The 15,797-nt window shown below is 59.0% G+C and carries 13 protein-coding genes; 10 read left to right on the top strand and 3 right to left on the bottom strand.

Annotated elements, in window-relative coordinates:
• Nucleotides 1-102: 102 nt before the first annotated feature.
• From RYB66_RS14030 to treS, 4 genes are all read left to right on the top strand, one after another.
• Complete coding sequence (locus RYB66_RS14030) at nucleotides 103-708, top strand: DJ-1/PfpI family protein (protein ID WP_005734627.1); 606 nt, start codon at nucleotides 103-105, stop codon at nucleotides 706-708.
• 229 nt (nucleotides 709-937) lie between these two features.
• Entirely contained in the window at nucleotides 938-1,198 is a 261-nt protein-coding gene (locus RYB66_RS14025) for a LysR family transcriptional regulator (RefSeq protein WP_002553444.1), read from the top strand.
• 35 nt (nucleotides 1,199-1,233) lie between these two features.
• The gene (locus RYB66_RS14020; RefSeq protein ID WP_232288558.1) at nucleotides 1,234-1,803 is read left to right on the top strand and encodes a LysR substrate-binding domain-containing protein; all 570 of its coding nucleotides are present in this window, start codon (nucleotides 1,234-1,236) and stop codon (nucleotides 1,801-1,803) included.
• 158 nt (nucleotides 1,804-1,961) lie between these two features.
• The gene (treS, locus tag RYB66_RS14015) at nucleotides 1,962-4,025 is read left to right on the top strand and encodes a maltose alpha-D-glucosyltransferase (RefSeq protein WP_002553446.1); all 2,064 of its coding nucleotides are present in this window, start codon (nucleotides 1,962-1,964) and stop codon (nucleotides 4,023-4,025) included.
• Here the strand turns inward: treS and RYB66_RS14010 are convergent.
• On the bottom strand, nucleotides 4,022-5,794 hold the full coding sequence (locus RYB66_RS14010) for a sigma-54-dependent Fis family transcriptional regulator (RefSeq protein ID WP_016981573.1): 1,773 nt from the start codon (nucleotides 5,792-5,794) through the stop codon (nucleotides 4,022-4,024). The two genes, treS and RYB66_RS14010, sit on opposite strands and share 4 nt — an antisense overlap.
• A gap of 279 nt (nucleotides 5,795-6,073) precedes the next feature.
• Between RYB66_RS14010 and RYB66_RS14005 the strand changes: the two genes are divergently transcribed.
• The 3 genes from RYB66_RS14005 (at nucleotide 6,074) to RYB66_RS13995 (ending at nucleotide 9,441) form a co-directional block, all read left to right on the top strand.
• The gene (locus RYB66_RS14005; protein ID WP_316894651.1) at nucleotides 6,074-7,555 is read left to right on the top strand and encodes a benzaldehyde dehydrogenase; all 1,482 of its coding nucleotides are present in this window, start codon (nucleotides 6,074-6,076) and stop codon (nucleotides 7,553-7,555) included.
• A gap of 86 nt (nucleotides 7,556-7,641) precedes the next feature.
• Nucleotides 7,642-8,409: a coniferyl-alcohol dehydrogenase gene (locus RYB66_RS14000; protein ID WP_010212026.1), complete on the top strand. Its 768-nt coding sequence runs from the start codon at nucleotides 7,642-7,644 to the stop codon at nucleotides 8,407-8,409.
• A gap of 84 nt (nucleotides 8,410-8,493) precedes the next feature.
• Nucleotides 8,494-9,441 carry a transporter gene (locus RYB66_RS13995; protein ID WP_004667647.1) on the top strand — a complete coding sequence of 316 codons (948 nt, stop codon included), beginning with the start codon at nucleotides 8,494-8,496 and terminating at the stop codon, nucleotides 9,439-9,441.
• Nucleotides 9,442-9,796: 355 nt separating this feature from the next.
• On the opposite strand, the gene mhpT is transcribed toward RYB66_RS13995, so the two are convergent.
• Nucleotides 9,797-11,017 (bottom strand): 3-(3-hydroxy-phenyl)propionate transporter MhpT, encoded by a 1,221-nt coding sequence (gene mhpT, locus RYB66_RS13990; protein ID WP_016981667.1) that lies wholly within the window; start codon nucleotides 11,015-11,017, stop codon nucleotides 9,797-9,799.
• Between the two features lie 326 nt (nucleotides 11,018-11,343).
• On the opposite strand from mhpT, the gene RYB66_RS13985 reads away from it, so the two are divergent.
• The gene (locus tag RYB66_RS13985) at nucleotides 11,344-12,666 is read left to right on the top strand and encodes an OprD family porin (RefSeq protein ID WP_316894649.1); all 1,323 of its coding nucleotides are present in this window, start codon (nucleotides 11,344-11,346) and stop codon (nucleotides 12,664-12,666) included.
• 44 nt (nucleotides 12,667-12,710) lie between these two features.
• On the opposite strand, the gene RYB66_RS13980 is transcribed toward RYB66_RS13985, so the two are convergent.
• Nucleotides 12,711-13,199 carry a MarR family winged helix-turn-helix transcriptional regulator gene (locus RYB66_RS13980; RefSeq protein WP_004665318.1) on the bottom strand — a complete coding sequence of 163 codons (489 nt, stop codon included), beginning with the start codon at nucleotides 13,197-13,199 and terminating at the stop codon, nucleotides 12,711-12,713.
• A gap of 211 nt (nucleotides 13,200-13,410) precedes the next feature.
• Between RYB66_RS13980 and RYB66_RS13975 the strand changes: the two genes are divergently transcribed.
• The gene (locus RYB66_RS13975) at nucleotides 13,411-14,241 is read left to right on the top strand and encodes a p-hydroxycinnamoyl CoA hydratase/lyase (protein WP_316894647.1); all 831 of its coding nucleotides are present in this window, start codon (nucleotides 13,411-13,413) and stop codon (nucleotides 14,239-14,241) included.
• A 90-nt stretch (nucleotides 14,242-14,331) separates the two neighbouring features.
• Nucleotides 14,332-15,780: an aldehyde dehydrogenase gene (locus RYB66_RS13970; RefSeq protein WP_010196555.1), complete on the top strand. Its 1,449-nt coding sequence runs from the start codon at nucleotides 14,332-14,334 to the stop codon at nucleotides 15,778-15,780.
• Nucleotides 15,781-15,797 lie beyond the last annotated feature (17 nt).

Here is a 15,797-nt window from a genome sequence, read left to right as displayed (position 1 = left end):
TGGCGTGATGCTACTGGGTAATCTGCACCCTGTCACCGCTTGAAACTGCTTAAACCTTAATATGATGCAAGTGGTCTGCCATGCAGGCCCTGGAGCCAACTCGTGCCACTCAATATCGGTATCTACGTTTATGACGACGTCGAGGTTCTCGACTTCGCTGGCCCCTACGAAGTGTTCACCACCGCAACACGCATGCATGCTCGCAACAGCCGCGATGACCGGCAGTTGTTCAATGTGTTCACCATCGGGCGCAGCACCGCACCAGTGCGTGCCCGCGCCGGGCTCAAGGTCGATCCGGACTTTTCGATCAACGACCATCCGGCCATCGACTGCCTGATCGTCCCGGGCGGGGTCGTGACTGCCGAACTGGAAAAACCCGACGTGATTCACTGGATCAGCGATCAGTCAGAACCCGGGCGCGTTGTGGCTGCCGTGTGCACCGGTGCTTTTCTGTTGGCCAGGACCGGCAAGCTGGCAGGCAAGCAAGTAACCACGCACTGGGAAGACATTGACGACCTCAAGGAAATGTTCCCTTCGGTAGACGTGCTCAGCACCCTGCGCTGGGTCGACGAGGGCTCATTTGTGACATCGGCAGGTATCTCCGCCGGTATCGACATGAGCCTTCACCTGGTAGAGCGCCTGCACAGTCGTGAATTGGCCGAACGCACGGCGCTGCAAATGGATTTCGACTGGACCGAGAACGACTGAGCCACTCAGTTCCGCTGCGGATACCCCTGAAGACGCCGTGCACCCGAAATGTGCATAGCCACGCCTTCAACCTGATAGCCAGCGTTCGCTTTACCCCCGCTTGAGACATTTATTCGAACGGCCGATATCCCGGCCAGTTCGGTGTTTCAGCGGGGGTTTCCTGTATTCCCGAGCCTTCGGCTCAGCGGCAGGGCCGCACCCACCTTTGCAAAACCAGAGTGCAGGACACATGAAAACCCATTTCTTCAAAGTCGTTCAAACCGTTGCCCAGCACGGTTCGTTCTCGGAGGCCGCAGCCATTCTGGGCTGCAGCCAGTCGAACATCAGCTATGCCATCAAGGAAGTCGAAGACTTCTTTGAAAAACGCCTGTTCATTCGCAGCCGTACGGGCTGCACCCTCACCCCTGAAGGCAAGGTCATCAACCAGACCCTCGGAAACATCATGGCCACACTCGAACAACTAAAAAAAATGGGGTCAGCGGCAGCGTAACCATTCATTACCACTCGCATATCCTCGAGACCAGCCTGAGCGCCTCGCTGGACTTTCTCGCCCATCACTACCCCGATATTCACTTGAACGTGCTGCACCGCTCCGAACAACACCCCTCGCTTGACGCGTTGATAAAGGAAGTAGCCGACATCCTCATCCTGCCCGGTACTGTCCTGAATGAGCATTATCTCGAGCATCATTGCTGGTCGGACCATTACGTGCTGGTGGCGGCGCGCAGCAAACAGGTAACGCCGCAAAGCTTCGCCGAGCTTTCGCAGGCGTCACGTTACGTGGCCTGGCGGCATCCTGGGGTCGAGCGTTTGCACCAGCAACTGGCATCGGCGCAGGTGCGGCTCAGTCAACGCGGCGAACTGACCTGTCTGGACACACTTCTGGATCTGGTCGCCAAGCGCCATTGCATTTCGATTCTGCCCAGGGCGTTGCTGAACGGGCGCTTCCGTGAGCTGGAGTCGATCCCGCTGCCGCTGACCGTGATGCGGCACATCAGTGTGGTGGCGCGGCCGGCCTCGCTGCTTTCCAATGCCGCCAATGCGGTGATTCAGGCACTGAAAAAGCCTCCTGTTGCCATCCCTCAACCTTATTGATGCCGCAAAACTTCGTCATAGCACGGTCGGCGAGCGTCAGACCGCGACATGAATGCAACGAATCGGGCCCTGTGGGCTCATATCCGTAAGCAATACATTCAGGGCGCTCCGCCTGCGGAGCGTCTCAGGTCGCCGATTCGAGAGGAAGACTGGACGCTATGACGATACCGGACAAGCAGTACGTGGACTGGCTGGTCGAGCAATCGATGCTTAATGCCGCAAGACAGCGCGCCAAGACCTATTCGGGGCAGGGCAGGCTCTGGCAGCGTCCTTTCGCCCTTGCACGTCCCAGAGATGCATCCGCCATTGCGTCAGTCTGGTTCACCGCCTATCCGGCTTCTATCGTCACTCGCGAAGGTGGCTCGGTGCTGGAAGCGCTGGGTGATGAAACCCTGTGGCACGCGCTGTCGGAGATCGGCATTCAGGGCATTCACAACGGCCCGCTGAAGCTGTCCGGCGGGCTGAAAGGCCGCGAGCGGACTCCGAGTATCGATGGCAACTTCGACCGCATCAGTTTCGGCATCGACCCTGATCTGGGCACCGAAGCACAACTGTTGAGCCTGTCGCGCATCGCTGCAGCGCACAACGCGGTGATCATCGATGACATCATCCCGTCGCACACCGGCAAGGGCGCAGACTTCCGTCTTGCCGAGCTGGCGTACGAGGATTACCCAGGCCTGTTCCACATGGTCGAGATCCGTGAGGAAGACTGGCCGCTGTTACCTGAAGTGCCGACCGGTCGCGACGCAGTCAACCTGATGCCCGATGTGGTCGATCAGTTACGCGACAAGCATTACATCGTCGGTCAGTTGCAACGGGTGATTTTCTTCGAGCCTGGCGTCAAGGAAACCGACTGGAGCGCCACCGATGTGGTGCATGGCGTCGATGGCAAGGCCCGCCGCTGGGTCTACCTGCATTATTTCAAGGACGGCCAGCCTTCATTGAACTGGCTGGACCCAAGTTTTGCCGCGCAGCAGATGATCATCGGTGACGCGCTGCATGCCATTGATGTGATGGGCGCGCGAGTACTGCGTCTGGACGCCAACGGCTTCCTTGGTGTCGAGCGTCGCGCCGAAGGCACTGCCTGGTCGGAAAGCCACCCGCTGTCGATCACCGGTAACCAGCTACTGGCCGGTGCGATCCGCAAGGCAGGCGGTTTCAGCTTCCAGGAACTCAACCTGACCATCGATGACATCGCGTCCATGGGGCAGGGCGGCGCTGACCTGTCCTACGACTTCATCACGCGACCGGCCTATCAGCATGCACTGTTGACCGGCACCACCGAGTTCCTGCGCTTGATGCTGCGTCAGGTGCATGCGTACGGCATCGATCCGGCATCGCTGATCCATGCCTTGCAGAACCACGATGAGCTGACTCTGGAGCTGGTGCATTTCTGGACGCTGCACGCCCATGACACCTTCCATTACCAGGGGCAGACGTTCCCGGGCAATATCCTGCGCGAGCACATCCGTGAAGAGATGTACGAGAAGTTGTCCGGTGAACACGCGCCGTACAACCTCAAGTTCGTCACCAATGGTGTCTCCTGCACGACGGCCAGCATCATCACCGCGGCGCTGGGCATTCGTGATCTGAGCACGATCAGCGATGCAGACATTCAGCAGATCCAGCACATCCACCTGCTGCTGGTGATGTACAACGCCATGCAGCCGGGAGTGTTTGCCTTGTCGGGCTGGGACCTGGTCGGCGCCTTGACGCTGCCGGCCGAGCAGGTCGACCACCTGATGCAGGACGGTGATACTCGCTGGATTCATCGGGGTGCCTACGATCTGGTGGATCTGGACCCGGAAGCTGAATTTTCTGCTGGTGACATGCCGCGTCCGAAGACGCTGTATGGCAGCCTGGTCAGTCAGCTCCAGCGACCCGATTCGTTTGCCTCGCAGCTCAAGAAAATTCTTGCTGTGCGCCGCGCCTACGACATTGCAGCAAGCCGCCAGATTCTGATTCCCGACGTCGAGCATCCAGGGCTGTTGGTCATGGTGCACGAGTTGCCTGCCGGCAAGGGCACGCAGATCACCGCGCTCAACTTCAGCTCAGAGACTATTGTCGAAACGCTGCACCTGCCTGGCATCGCGCCGGGTCCGGTGGTCGATATCATCAACGAGCGGGTCGAGGGCGATCTGACCGATCAGGGCGAGTTCACCATCACGCTGGATGCCTACGAAGGGCTTGCCCTGCGTGTGGTGAGCACCTTGCCGATCTAGGCGCCCCCTGGCTGCTGTTTCTTCAGACGATAGGCAAACTGGGCGCGACTCAGGCCCAGTAAACGCGAGGCGGCCGCCAGGTTGCCTTCGCTCTCGTCCAGCGCTTCGTGGATCAGGCGCCGTTCGAGGTCGTCGATGGAGAATGCCTGGCCTGACTGCCCCAAAGTGTCCAGCAGTCTGGCAGTCGAGGACTGCCGGGTTTCTGAAACAGAGGTCTGCCGCAAAGTGCCCTCGGGGTTCAACGAGTAGGAGTCCTCCGGTAACGACTCGTTGCGGAAGATATGCACCAGATCAATCGCCTGGCCCTCGTCGCTGGCAATCAGCCCACGCTCGATCAGGTTCTGCAGCTCGCGCACATTCCCGGCGAAGTCATAACGCAGCAACGTCTTCAATGCTCGCATGGTCAAGCCGGCCGGCGTCCTGCCGTACTCCTGACAGAATCTTTTGAGAAAGGCGTTGATCAGCAACGGAATGTCATCGCGGCGTTCGCGTAATGGGGGCAGGGTGATCGGGTAAACATTCAGGCGGTAGAACAGGTCCTCGCGGAACTCGCCATCGGCCACCGCCTTGCGCAAGTCGACGTTGGTCGCCGCCACCACCCGAACATTGACCTTGATACCGTGGCCGCCCCCGACGCGTTCGATCTCCCGCTCTTGCAGGGCGCGCAGCAGTTTGCTTTGCCCGGCCAGGCTCAGGGAGGTAATTTCATCCAGAAACAGCGTGCCGCCATTGGCGCGCTCGAAACGCCCGGGCCTTGAGTGCGTCGCCCCGGTGTATGCCCCACGCTCGACGCCGAACAGCTCGGCCTCGATCAGGTTATCGGGAATGGCTGCGCAGTTGAGCGCCACGAACGGGCCTTCGCGGTTGCGGCTGAGCTGGTGCAACTGGCGGGCGAACATTTCCTTGCCGACGCCGGATTCACCGCTGATCAATACCGTTGCCGGGGTCATTGCCACACGCTGCAGTGCCTGGGTGGCGGCGTTGAATGCGGCGCTGGCACCAATCAGCGGCTGCTCGGTGCCGGTGGGCGGACTTGCGTCATGGTTTGCTTTTGCCAGTGGAGGAGTTTGTTCAGGGGCAGTTGGTTTGACCACGCTCAGGTAGCCGAGGTCGCGTTCGACGTCGCCCCATTGTTCCGCGGTCTTGCCAACGACCCGGCAGTTCGCGTGGCCCATGCCGCGGCACTCCACTTCGCGGAAGACCACCATCTGCCCGAACAGGCCGCTGACAAAACCGGTGGCGTAGCCGATTTCGGTCCAGCACACCGAATCCTGCCCGATGCCATATGCCGCAACATGCTCGTCGGCTTCGCAGGAGTGGTGCCAGAGAAACTCCCCTTCGTAGAACCCGGACTCGGCGTCGAACTTGAAGTGCAACGGCTCGACCTTGGTCATGCCTTCCAGCGTGTGCAAGTGCGTACCGGCACGAAACGCCGATGTGGCATCAGCCAGTGGCCAGCGTTCGCGAATCAGCCGGGCGTCGCGCGCGCCAGACAGATAACCGGCGCGGGTGAACATTCCGCGCGCCTGCTCCTGCCCCAGACGCTCGATGATCTCGCGGCGCAAGGTGCCGAACGATGAGGTGTGCAGCAGCAACATGCGCTGATCGTTGAGCCAGATGCGCCCATCGTCAGGCGAGAAGAACAGGCAACCGGTCAATTCCTCGGCGGTCGGCGAGCCACTGGCGTCTGGCTGACTGCTGTCGCCCCGAGGCAGGAAGTGCTCAGTGGAGACGCTGTGGTCGGGAAGCTCGCAGTGAGGAATTCTCATTCTTGTACCTCGGCCCGGCATTGGTCTAAATGATCAATTCATGACTCGGTTAATAAACATAACTTTATCAAATGAACAAGCTCGGCCGCGCAGTATTTCCGGACCTTGATGTTTGCTCCGTTAATGAGGTTGCCGAAAAGTCTTGTTCCAGAGCGGTTGAGCGGCTATATGACAACCTGATTGCAATCCCGGCACAGGCTTTGCTCAGGCCTGTTTACGGCGCGTGCTGTCCATTGGAGTGGAGCAGGCGATTACAACCATAAAAGCCGGAGTCTGAATATGTCAGCGTCTGATGGCACCCCCCTGTTGCACCGCGCGATTGAAGCCGAATGTGTATTCAATGGCGATTGGATTCCTTCCTCATCCCCGTTATTGCCCGTCATCGAGCCTGCGACCGGCGAGCTGTTGATGAACACTGCCATGGCTGACGCGGCGGATATCGCCGTTGCCTGCCGGGAAGCTGCGCTTGCCCAGCCTGCCTGGGCGGCGCTGGGGCCTCGTGAAAAGGCTGAAATATTTTTGCTGGCCGCCGACCACGCGGTCTGTGCGTTCGATGAACTGGCTTTGTACGTGGCTCGTGAGAGCGGCGGCAGTCTGCACAAGGGCCAGCACGAAGTGAATGAGGCCATTGTGTTGCTGCGCCAGGCCGCGGGTATGCTTTCGCAGGCTCATGGTCACGGTCTGATGCTGCCCAGCGCTGCCGGTCGCCTGTCTTATGCACGGCGCGTCGCACACGGTGTGGTGGGGGTGATTTCGCCGTTCAACTTTCCGTTGGTGCTGTCCATGCGCGCGGTTGCTCCTGCGCTTGCCGCTGGCAATGCCGTGGTGCTCAAGCCTGACCCGCAGACGCCGATCAGTGGCGGTTTTCTGATTGCCAGGCTGTTCGAGGAAGCAGGGCTGCCCAAAGGGCTGTTGCATGTGTTGCCGGGGGCGGCGGATGCGGGCGAAGCGCTGTGCCGCGACACCAATGTACAGATGATCACGTTTACCGGCTCAACTGCGGCCGGACGCAAGGTTGCCGAGGCTGCCGGGCGCAATCTGAAGAAAGTGTCGCTGGAATTGGGAGGCAAGAACCCCCTGATCATTCTCGAAGACGCCGACCTTGATTTGGCTGCCAGCAATGCAGCGTTTGGAGCCTGGCTCCATCAGGGGCAGATCTGCATGGCCACCGGCCTGATTCTGGTTCACGAATCGATTGTCGCCGACCTGACCCGCAAGCTGGCAGACAAGGCACGGGCGTTGACGGTCGGTAATGCGGCACGCGGTGAAGCTGCGTTGGGGCCGCTGATCAACAAACGCCAGTTGCAGCACGTACACCAGGTGGTCAGCGACAGCCTGCAAGCTGGTGCGCAGCTGGAAACCGGTGGTGAATACGAAGGCCTGTTCTATCGCCCTACAGTGCTCAGCGGCGTGAAGCCCGGTATGCGTGCATTCGAGGAGGAGATTTTTGGCCCGGTGGCCGTAGTGGTCAGTTTTTCCACCGATGAGGAAGCCATTGAACTGGCCAATCGCTCTGAATATGGCCTGGCCGCTGCCGTTATTTCCCCGAATGTGGGCCGCGCGACGGCGATTGGCGATCGACTGCGGTGCGGCATGCTGCACATCAATGACCAGACCGTGGCCGATGAGTGCATCAACTCGTTCGGCGGGCGCGGAGCGTCGGGCAACGGCTGCAGCGCAGGCAGCCCTTCAGACTGGGAGGAGTACAGCCAGTGGCAGTGGGTGACCGTGAAGAATCAGGCTCCGACCTACCCATTCTGAGTGTGCCTGGACTTCCATGCTTTATTGCAAATAGTGATGTGATGCAACGACAAAACGTGATCCAACAACAATAAGAGCGCGTGACTATGAACCTGAATAATAAAACACTGATCATTACGGGTGTGTCCTCCGGAATTGGCGCTGAGCTGGCGAGGGTGGCGCGCTTTCAAGGTGCCAGAGTGATTGGCATCGATCGTCATGAACCGCAACTGACCGTGGACGGATTCTTCCAGGCGGACCTGGCTGATCCTGACAGTATCAATGCGCTGGTCGAGCGCTTGCCCAGACAGATCGACGCCCTGTGCAACATCGCCGGCGTGCCCGGCACTGCGCCGGTTCAGGCGGTCGCCCGAGTCAATTACCTGGGGCTGCGCCATCTGACCCAGTGTTTGCTGCCGCGCATGGCCCCAGGCGGCAGTATCGTCAACGTATCGTCGATACTCGGTGACCAATGGGTTAAACGGCTGGAGCTGCACAAGGCGCTGGCCGCCACTGAAAGCTACAGCGAAGGGCAGGCGTGGCTGGCAGCCAATCCGGTCGCTCAGGAGACCTGCTACCAGTACTTCAAGGAGGCGCTGATTGTCTGGAGCTTTCAGCAGTCGCAAGAGTGGTTTCGCGAGCAGTCGGTGCGTGTCAACTGCGTCGCGCCGGGCCCGGTGTTCACACCTATTCTGGGGGATTTTGTCAGCATGGTCGGCCAGGAGCGGGTCACCCGTGACGGCTTGCACATGAAGCGTCCTGCGCTGGCTGATGAGGTGGCCGAGGTGATTGCGTTTCTGTGTTCCGACGCATCGCGCTGGATCAACGGTGTCAACTTGCCGGTAGATGGGGGGCTGGCAGCTTCTTACGTGTAATGGCTGCAAGCGGTGCAACCCCGATGGCACGCTCGTGACGTCGGGGATATTGAAAACAACAACAATAAGTACAGGAATCACAAGATGCCCAAGTCTATCTTGCGTACCGTTGCGACCGTATCAATCATCGGCCTTTCATCGACCACCTATGCCTATGACTTGCCCGGCCTTAATCTGGGCAACACCAGCTTCTACGACGGATCGCCAGCCCCGGCAGGGCCAGGCTGGTATCTGGAGGAGTACCTTAACTACGCCAGGGCCGATCGCTTCAATGACGTGAATGGCGACAAACTGCAACTTCCCAAACAGGATGTGGATGTACTGGCCGTGACCACGCAGCTCATTTACGTCGGCCAGCCTTTGGCCAATGGCGCGATGCCGGGTATTACCGCAATCAACACGTCGCTGGCGCATGCCGACGTGGACGATGGTCTGGATAACACCGTGCTGAGTTCGCGTGCAGGGTTTGGCGATGTGATCATCGGCCCGTTTCTGCAGTTACCGACGATAACTCGTGCTGACGGTAGCCCACTGTTGACCCAGCGTATCGAGGCGGATATTGCGATCCCGGTGGGTGCCTACAATCGCAATCGTTCGATCAACCCCGGCAGCAACTTCTGGTCGTTCAACCCATACTACGCAGCGACTTACTGGTTTTCCCCGAAATGGTCGGCCAGCGGGCGTTTCATGTACTTGTGGAACGGCAAGAATGACGACCCGCAAGCCGGGTTCGGCAATGTCTCCGACACTCAGGCGGGCCAGGCGCTGCATGCCAACCTGACCGTGCAATACGCAGTGACCGAACAGCTTTCGCTGGGACTCAACGGCTACTGGCTCAAGCAGTTCACGGACACCCAGGTGGATGGCCATGATGTCAGTGGCCGCAAGGAAAAAGTCTGGGCCATCGGCCCCGGCTTCCTGTACGCCTTCAGCAAGGAGAACGTCCTGACGGTCAACAGCTACTTCGAGCAGGGTGCGGAAAACCGCACCGAAGGCAACAAGCTGGTGCTGAATTTTCTGCACAAGCTGTAAGGTTTGTACGGCTATCTGCCAATGCGTAGCGCGCAGTTCGCGGCGCTACGCGGAGTGCTCGGCGTTACACATGAGTCCAGCTGACTATCGTGCCAATGCTCCGCGTTGGTATGCATTGGGTGACGCTCCGCGTCACAAATCTGCAGCCTTGCGCGGTATCAAGTGCGAAGCAGTCTCAGGCTTTGGTGCTGCCTGTATCTCGGGCCGGATTGAATGATGCGTCACGGCTGCAATGTGACGCAGAGCGTCACGAAATGCATTACCACGCGGAGCGTGGGAACGAGAAGTATCGGGATTTCAGCTATGTTTTCGGGCTCTTCAAGACTTGTGCATGACGATGGACATAGCGACCTGATCACCTCGACTCTGCAACCTTGAGTTCACGCTTCTCGAGGGCGACCGACCTGGACAGCACCGTGATCGCCGCCAGTGCGGCAATCACCAGGCCGGGTGAGGTGGCCAACAGTACGCCAGCGGTTCCCGCACCGGCTCCGAGCAGATGCCCGGCAGCCAAAGGGCCGGCCACAGAGCCGAGGCGGCCGATGGCTACCGCAGCGCCGACACCGGTGGCACGTACCGAAGTCGGGTACGAAGGAGGGGCCAGCGCATACAGCACCAGTTGCGCGGCCATCACAAATACCCCGGCAGCAAACCCGGCAATTGCCATCGGCACGATGCCGACCGACATGCCCACGCCCGCCAACGCAGCCAGCAAACCGGCGTAGACGAACAGCACGACCTTGGTGCCGTTGCAGCGATCCAGCAACAGCCCGCCCAGTAGCGAGCCCAGCGCGCCGCCAATATTGAACAGCATCTGCACCAGGCCCGCCTGAGGTTTGCTGAAACCCTGGCCGATCAACAGCGACGGCAGCCAGTTGAGCAGCATGTACATGACGGTCAGGGTAAAAAAGTAGCCGACCCACAAGGCCAGTGTCGTGCGAGCTCTGCCTTCGCCGAACAGTGCGCTGGCACTTGAATGCCGGGCAGCGCTGGCAGTCGTTTGCTGTTTAAAGGCACTGGATTCGGGCAGTAACAGGATCATCAACGGGACCACCAGCAGTGGCACCAGACCACCGATGATGAAAGTTGTCTGCCAGTGCTCGCTGGTAAACATCGCGACCACCGCAGCCAGGGCTCCGCCCAGCGGAACGCCTGCATACATGACGCTGATGGCGAGCCCGCGATGGCGTTCGCCGACAGCTTCGGCGCACAAGGCGATCAGGTTGGGCAGCGCAGCCCCCAGCCCCAGGCCGGTCATGAAGCGCACCAGCAACAGGGCAGAAAAGCTTTCGACATAAGCAGTGCTCAGCGAGAAGACCCCGAACAGCAGTACTGCGCTTACCAGAATCTTCTTGCGGCCGATGCGATCCGCAATCCAGCCGCCAAAAAAAGCGCCCGGCAGCAGCCCGATGATCCCTGCACTGAATACCCAGCCCATCATTTTCGGGTCAAGGGCAAAGCTTTGACGAAGTCCCGCCGCCGCCGTCCCGGCAGCCTGCAGGTCGAAACCTTCGATGAGTGCGACGATAGAACACAAGATGATGGTCAGCGTCGAACGACGCAACGAACTGTTCATGGCAAGCCTCATTGTTGTTTTTGTTGTGGAGAAAAGCCTGTTCCCGAGCGCCGACGAGGCGTTGTGACAGGTGCTGATCAAGGTAACAAAAATAACTAAAAAATGAATCCGGACCAATAATTCAATAAAAGCAGGAATTAGTCTTTTTAAAACATTGAGTTAGGGAGGTATTTAAAGAGTGGTAGTTAAGTAGTTAACATTATTAATGTTCGATTATCGGTCACTCTGGATTGACGTCGATACGAAATCCTCCAATTCTCCTCCAACGGACCTGCGGCCAGCGCCGGACCGAATCCAAAAACAACAACAATAAGTGGACATCCAACATGCCAACGCTCACTCGTGGTGCAGCAAAAGCTGTGTCAACTCTCTTTTTCCGTGGAAAAAATTGCGGTCTCGCGCTGGGCCTGCTGGGCGTCAGCGCTATACCTGACCTCGTACAGGCTCAGGGGTTTCTGGAGGACAGCCACGGCACCTTGACGCTGCGCAATTATTATATGGACCGTGATTACAAGGACGATGGTGCCAAAACAGCCACACGGGAGTGGGCGCAGGGGTTCATTATCAACGCCGAATCCGGCTTCACAGAAGGACCGGTGGGCTTCGGTCTTGATGCGCGAACGCTGGTGGGTGTAAAGCTTGATTCTTCGCCAGACCGCAGCGGTACCGAGCTATTGCCGGTATCGGCCAGTGACGGACGGGCTGCTGACGAATATTCCCGACTGGCGCTGACCGGCAAGCTTAAATTCCGCGAAACCACAATCAAGACTGGCGACGTGTCGATTTTTCTGCCGTTTGCTTTCGCCAGCCCCTCACGCCTGTTGCCGCAGACTTTTCGGGGCACGACGCTGACCTCAAAGGACATCGACGGCTTGACCTTCAATGCCGGCTATATTGATCGGGTCAACAAGCGCGATTCCAGCAACTATCAGGCAATGACCATCGCTTCGCCGAACCGGCGCTTCAATGGTGCAGCAACGTCATCGCACATGGCCTATGCCGGGGGCGACTATCAGGTCAACAAGGAGCTCAGCATACGCGCGTATCACGCTGAAGTGGCTGATCTTTATACTCAGAACACGCTCGCGCTACTACACAAACTGGCAATCGGCGATGGCGTGCTGACCACTGATCTGCGCAGCTTTTTCAGTAGCGACACGGGCAGCGCGAAAGCCGGAGACGTGGATAACCAGAACCTGTCGGCGCTGTTGGGTTACAAGTGGGGAGGGCACAGCGTCAGCCTTGGCTATATGCATTCGAGCGGCGATACCGCTACACCCTATGTATCGGGCACCGAACTGATGGGGTTGAGCGAGATGACCATGAGTTCTGACTTTCTCAATGCCAGGGAGCGTACCTGGCAAGCCATTTACGACTATGACTTCACTGCCGTGGGGCTTGTCGGGTTACGCAGTCGCCTGCGTTATGTGCGCGGCGACAACATCGAACTGGCCGCTTTCAATGCCGATGATCGCAAGGAGCGTGAGTTTCAGATGGAGCTGGGCTACGTCGTTCAGAGCGGCCCGCTGAAGAATATCGGCCTGCTGGCGCGCAAGTCGATCTATCGCAACGACTTCCCCGCAGGCGCCGCCTTTCGCGATGAAAACCAGACGCGCTTTATTGTTCAGTACAGCTTGCCACTCTGGTAATCAGCCCGTCATCGACGGCAAAAATCGCCGTTGATGACGGATTTTTACGATTGGTAGACCTTTTTCAACAGCCTGAGCAGGTCCTGACGTTCCTGGTTATCCAGCGCCGAAGTGGAATCGAGGTCACTGTCGGCGGCGATCTGTTTCAGTTCGCGCAGCAATGTTTCGCCGCTCTTGCTGAGGAAGATGCCATACGAGCGTTTGTCTGGCTTGCAGCGAACCCGCACGGCCAGTGCACGTTCTTCGAGCTTGTTCAGCAACGGTACGACCTGGGGCGGTTCGATAGCCAGCGCCTTGGCCAGGTCTGCCTGCATAAGGCCCGGGTTTTGCTCGATGATCGCCAGCGCCGAAAACTGCGCCGGGCGCAGGTCGTGGGCGGAAAGACGTCCGATCAGGTTCTGGAACAGCTTGAGCTGTGCCCGGCGCATGGCATAACCAATCAGATCATCCAGCGCAGAATCCGTTGGCAAAGCTGCTTCGGCAACCTGTGCGGAGGCCTGGCAAATGTCGGCAATGTCGGATGGCTTGGCCATTGAAAGTGCAGTCCTTTTGATGGGGTGGGTCAATCAGCCGATCAGTTTGCCGAGGTTAGCGAACGATAGCTATGGGGTATACGTCACTGTGACCAGCCTGTGCAGGCAGAGTGCCGACTTTTTGATTAATAACGATAACAGTTAATTGACATAACTATATTTGCCGTTTAGCTTTGAGCTATCGTCAAGCCAAGAACAAGAGAGTATCGCCATGAGCAAGTACGAAGGTCGCTGGGCAACCGTCAAGGTCGAAATTGAGCAAGGCATCGCGTGGGTCATACTCAATCGGCCTGAAAAGCGCAATGCCATGAGCCCGACCCTGAACCGTGAAATGATCGATGTGCTGGAAACACTCGAGCAGGATCCCGACGCAGGTGTTCTGGTGTTGACCGGTGCGGGCGAGGCCTGGACTGCCGGCATGGACCTCAAGGAGTACTTTCGTGAGGTGGACGCCGGATCGGAGATTCTTCAGGAAAAAATCCGTCGCGAGGCCTCCCAGTGGCAATGGAAGATGTTGCGCATGTACGCCAAACCGACCGTCGCAATGGTCAACGGCTGGTGTTTCGGCGGGGGCTTCAGCCCGCTGGTGGCATGTGACCTGGCGATCTGCGCCGATGAAGCGACCTTCGGGCTGTCGGAAATCAACTGGGGCATTCCGCCTGGCAACCTGGTGAGCAAGGCTATGGCCGATACCGTGGGTCATCGCCAGTCGCTTTACTACATCATGACCGGCAAGACCTTCGATGGTAAGAAAGCCGCTGAAATGGGGCTCGTCAATGAGAGCGTGCCGCTGGCACAACTGCGTCAGGTGACCATCGACCTGGCCCTCAACCTGCTGGAAAAGAACCCGGTGGTACTGCGCGCCGCCAAGCACGGCTTCAAGCGCTGCCGCGAACTGACCTGGGAGCAGAACGAAGACTACCTGTATGCCAAACTCGATCAGTCACGACTGCTGGACAAGGAAGGCGGGCGCGAGCAAGGCATGAAGCAATTCCTCGACGACAAGAGCATCAAGCCAGGGTTGGAAGCTTATAAGCGGTAGATGGCAGCTGCACGCGTAAGGCTTTGACTTGAGGCTTGCATTGCAAGGTTCGAGGCAGCCCTTGAACAACAATAACAAAGAGGAATGATCATGCTGGACGTGCCCCTGCTGATCGGCGGCCAGTCGTGCCCCGCCCGTGATGGACGTACATTTGAACGCTGTAACCCGGTGACTGGCGAAGTGGTTTCGCGTGTGGCCGCAGCGACCCTGGAAGATGCCGATGCAGCAGTCGCGGCTGCTCAGGCTGCGTTCCCTGCCTGGGCGGCGCTGGCACCCGGCGAGCGCCGAGCGCGCCTGCTCAAGGCTGCCGAGCAGTTGCAGGCGCGCAGTGGCGAATTTATCGCTGCCGCTGGCGAAACCGGGGCGATGGCCAACTGGTATGGCTTCAACGTACAACTGGCCGCCAGCATGCTGCGCGAAGCTGCGTCGATGACCACGCAGATTACCGGTGAAGTCATTCCCTCCAATGTGCCCGGCTGCTTTGCCATGGCGCTGCGCCAACCCTGCGGCGTGGTACTTGGTATCGCACCGTGGAATGCGCCGGTGATTCTTGCTACCCGCGCAATCGCCATGCCGCTTGCCTGCGGTAACACCGTGGTGCTCAAGGCATCGGAGCTCAGCCCTGCAGTGCATCGGCTGATCGGTCAGGTATTGCAGGATGCCGGGCTGGGCGACGGTGTCGTCAATGTGATCAGCAATGCGCCTGCCGATGCTGCGGCGATTGTCGAGCGTCTGATCGCCAACCCGGCCGTGCGTCGAGTCAATTTCACCGGTTCGACCCATGTGGGGCGTATCGTCGGTGAGCTCTCGGCACGCCATCTGAAACCGGCACTGCTTGAACTGGGCGGCAAGGCACCGTTTCTGGTGCTGGACGACGCTGATCTGGATGCGGCGGTGGAAGCGGCCGCATTTGGTGCCTATTTCAATCAGGGCCAGATCTGCATGTCCACCGAACGGTTGATCATTGATCGGAAGGTGGCGGATGCCTTTGTTGCAAAACTGAGCGCCAAGATCGAAACGTTGCGTGCCGGCAACCCGGATGACAGTGAATCGGTGCTGGGGTCGCTGGTAGACGTCGGGGCTGGCACGCGCATCAAGGCGTTGATCGATGACGCTGTGGATCTGGGCGCAACGCTGGTGATTGGCGGGCAGTTACAGGGCAGCATTCTGCAACCGACGTTGCTCGACGGCGTGACTGACACCATGCGCCTGTACCGCGAAGAGTCCTTCGGGCCGGTGGCTGTGGTGATCCGTGGCGAAGGTGACGAGGCGTTATTGCGGCTGGCCAATGATTCGGAATTCGGCCTCTCGGCGGCAATTTTCAGTCGCGACACCAGCCGCGCTCTAGCGCTTGCGCAGCGGGTCGAGTCGGGTATCTGCCACATCAACGGACCGACTGTGCACGACGAGGCGCAAATGCCCTTTGGCGGGGTCAAGTCCAGCGGGTATGGCAGTTTCGGTGGCAAGGCTTCTGTCGAGCATTTTACTCAGTTGCGCTGGGTGACCTTGCAAAACGGGCCGCGGCACTACCCGATCTGAATCCTCCGGCGCTGGCG

The organism is Pseudomonas syringae group sp. 243L2, assembly GCF_032587875.1.
GTDB classification, from domain to species: domain Bacteria; phylum Pseudomonadota; class Gammaproteobacteria; order Pseudomonadales; family Pseudomonadaceae; genus Aquipseudomonas; species Aquipseudomonas amygdali.
This window is presented reverse-complemented; position numbering and strand designations above follow the sequence as displayed.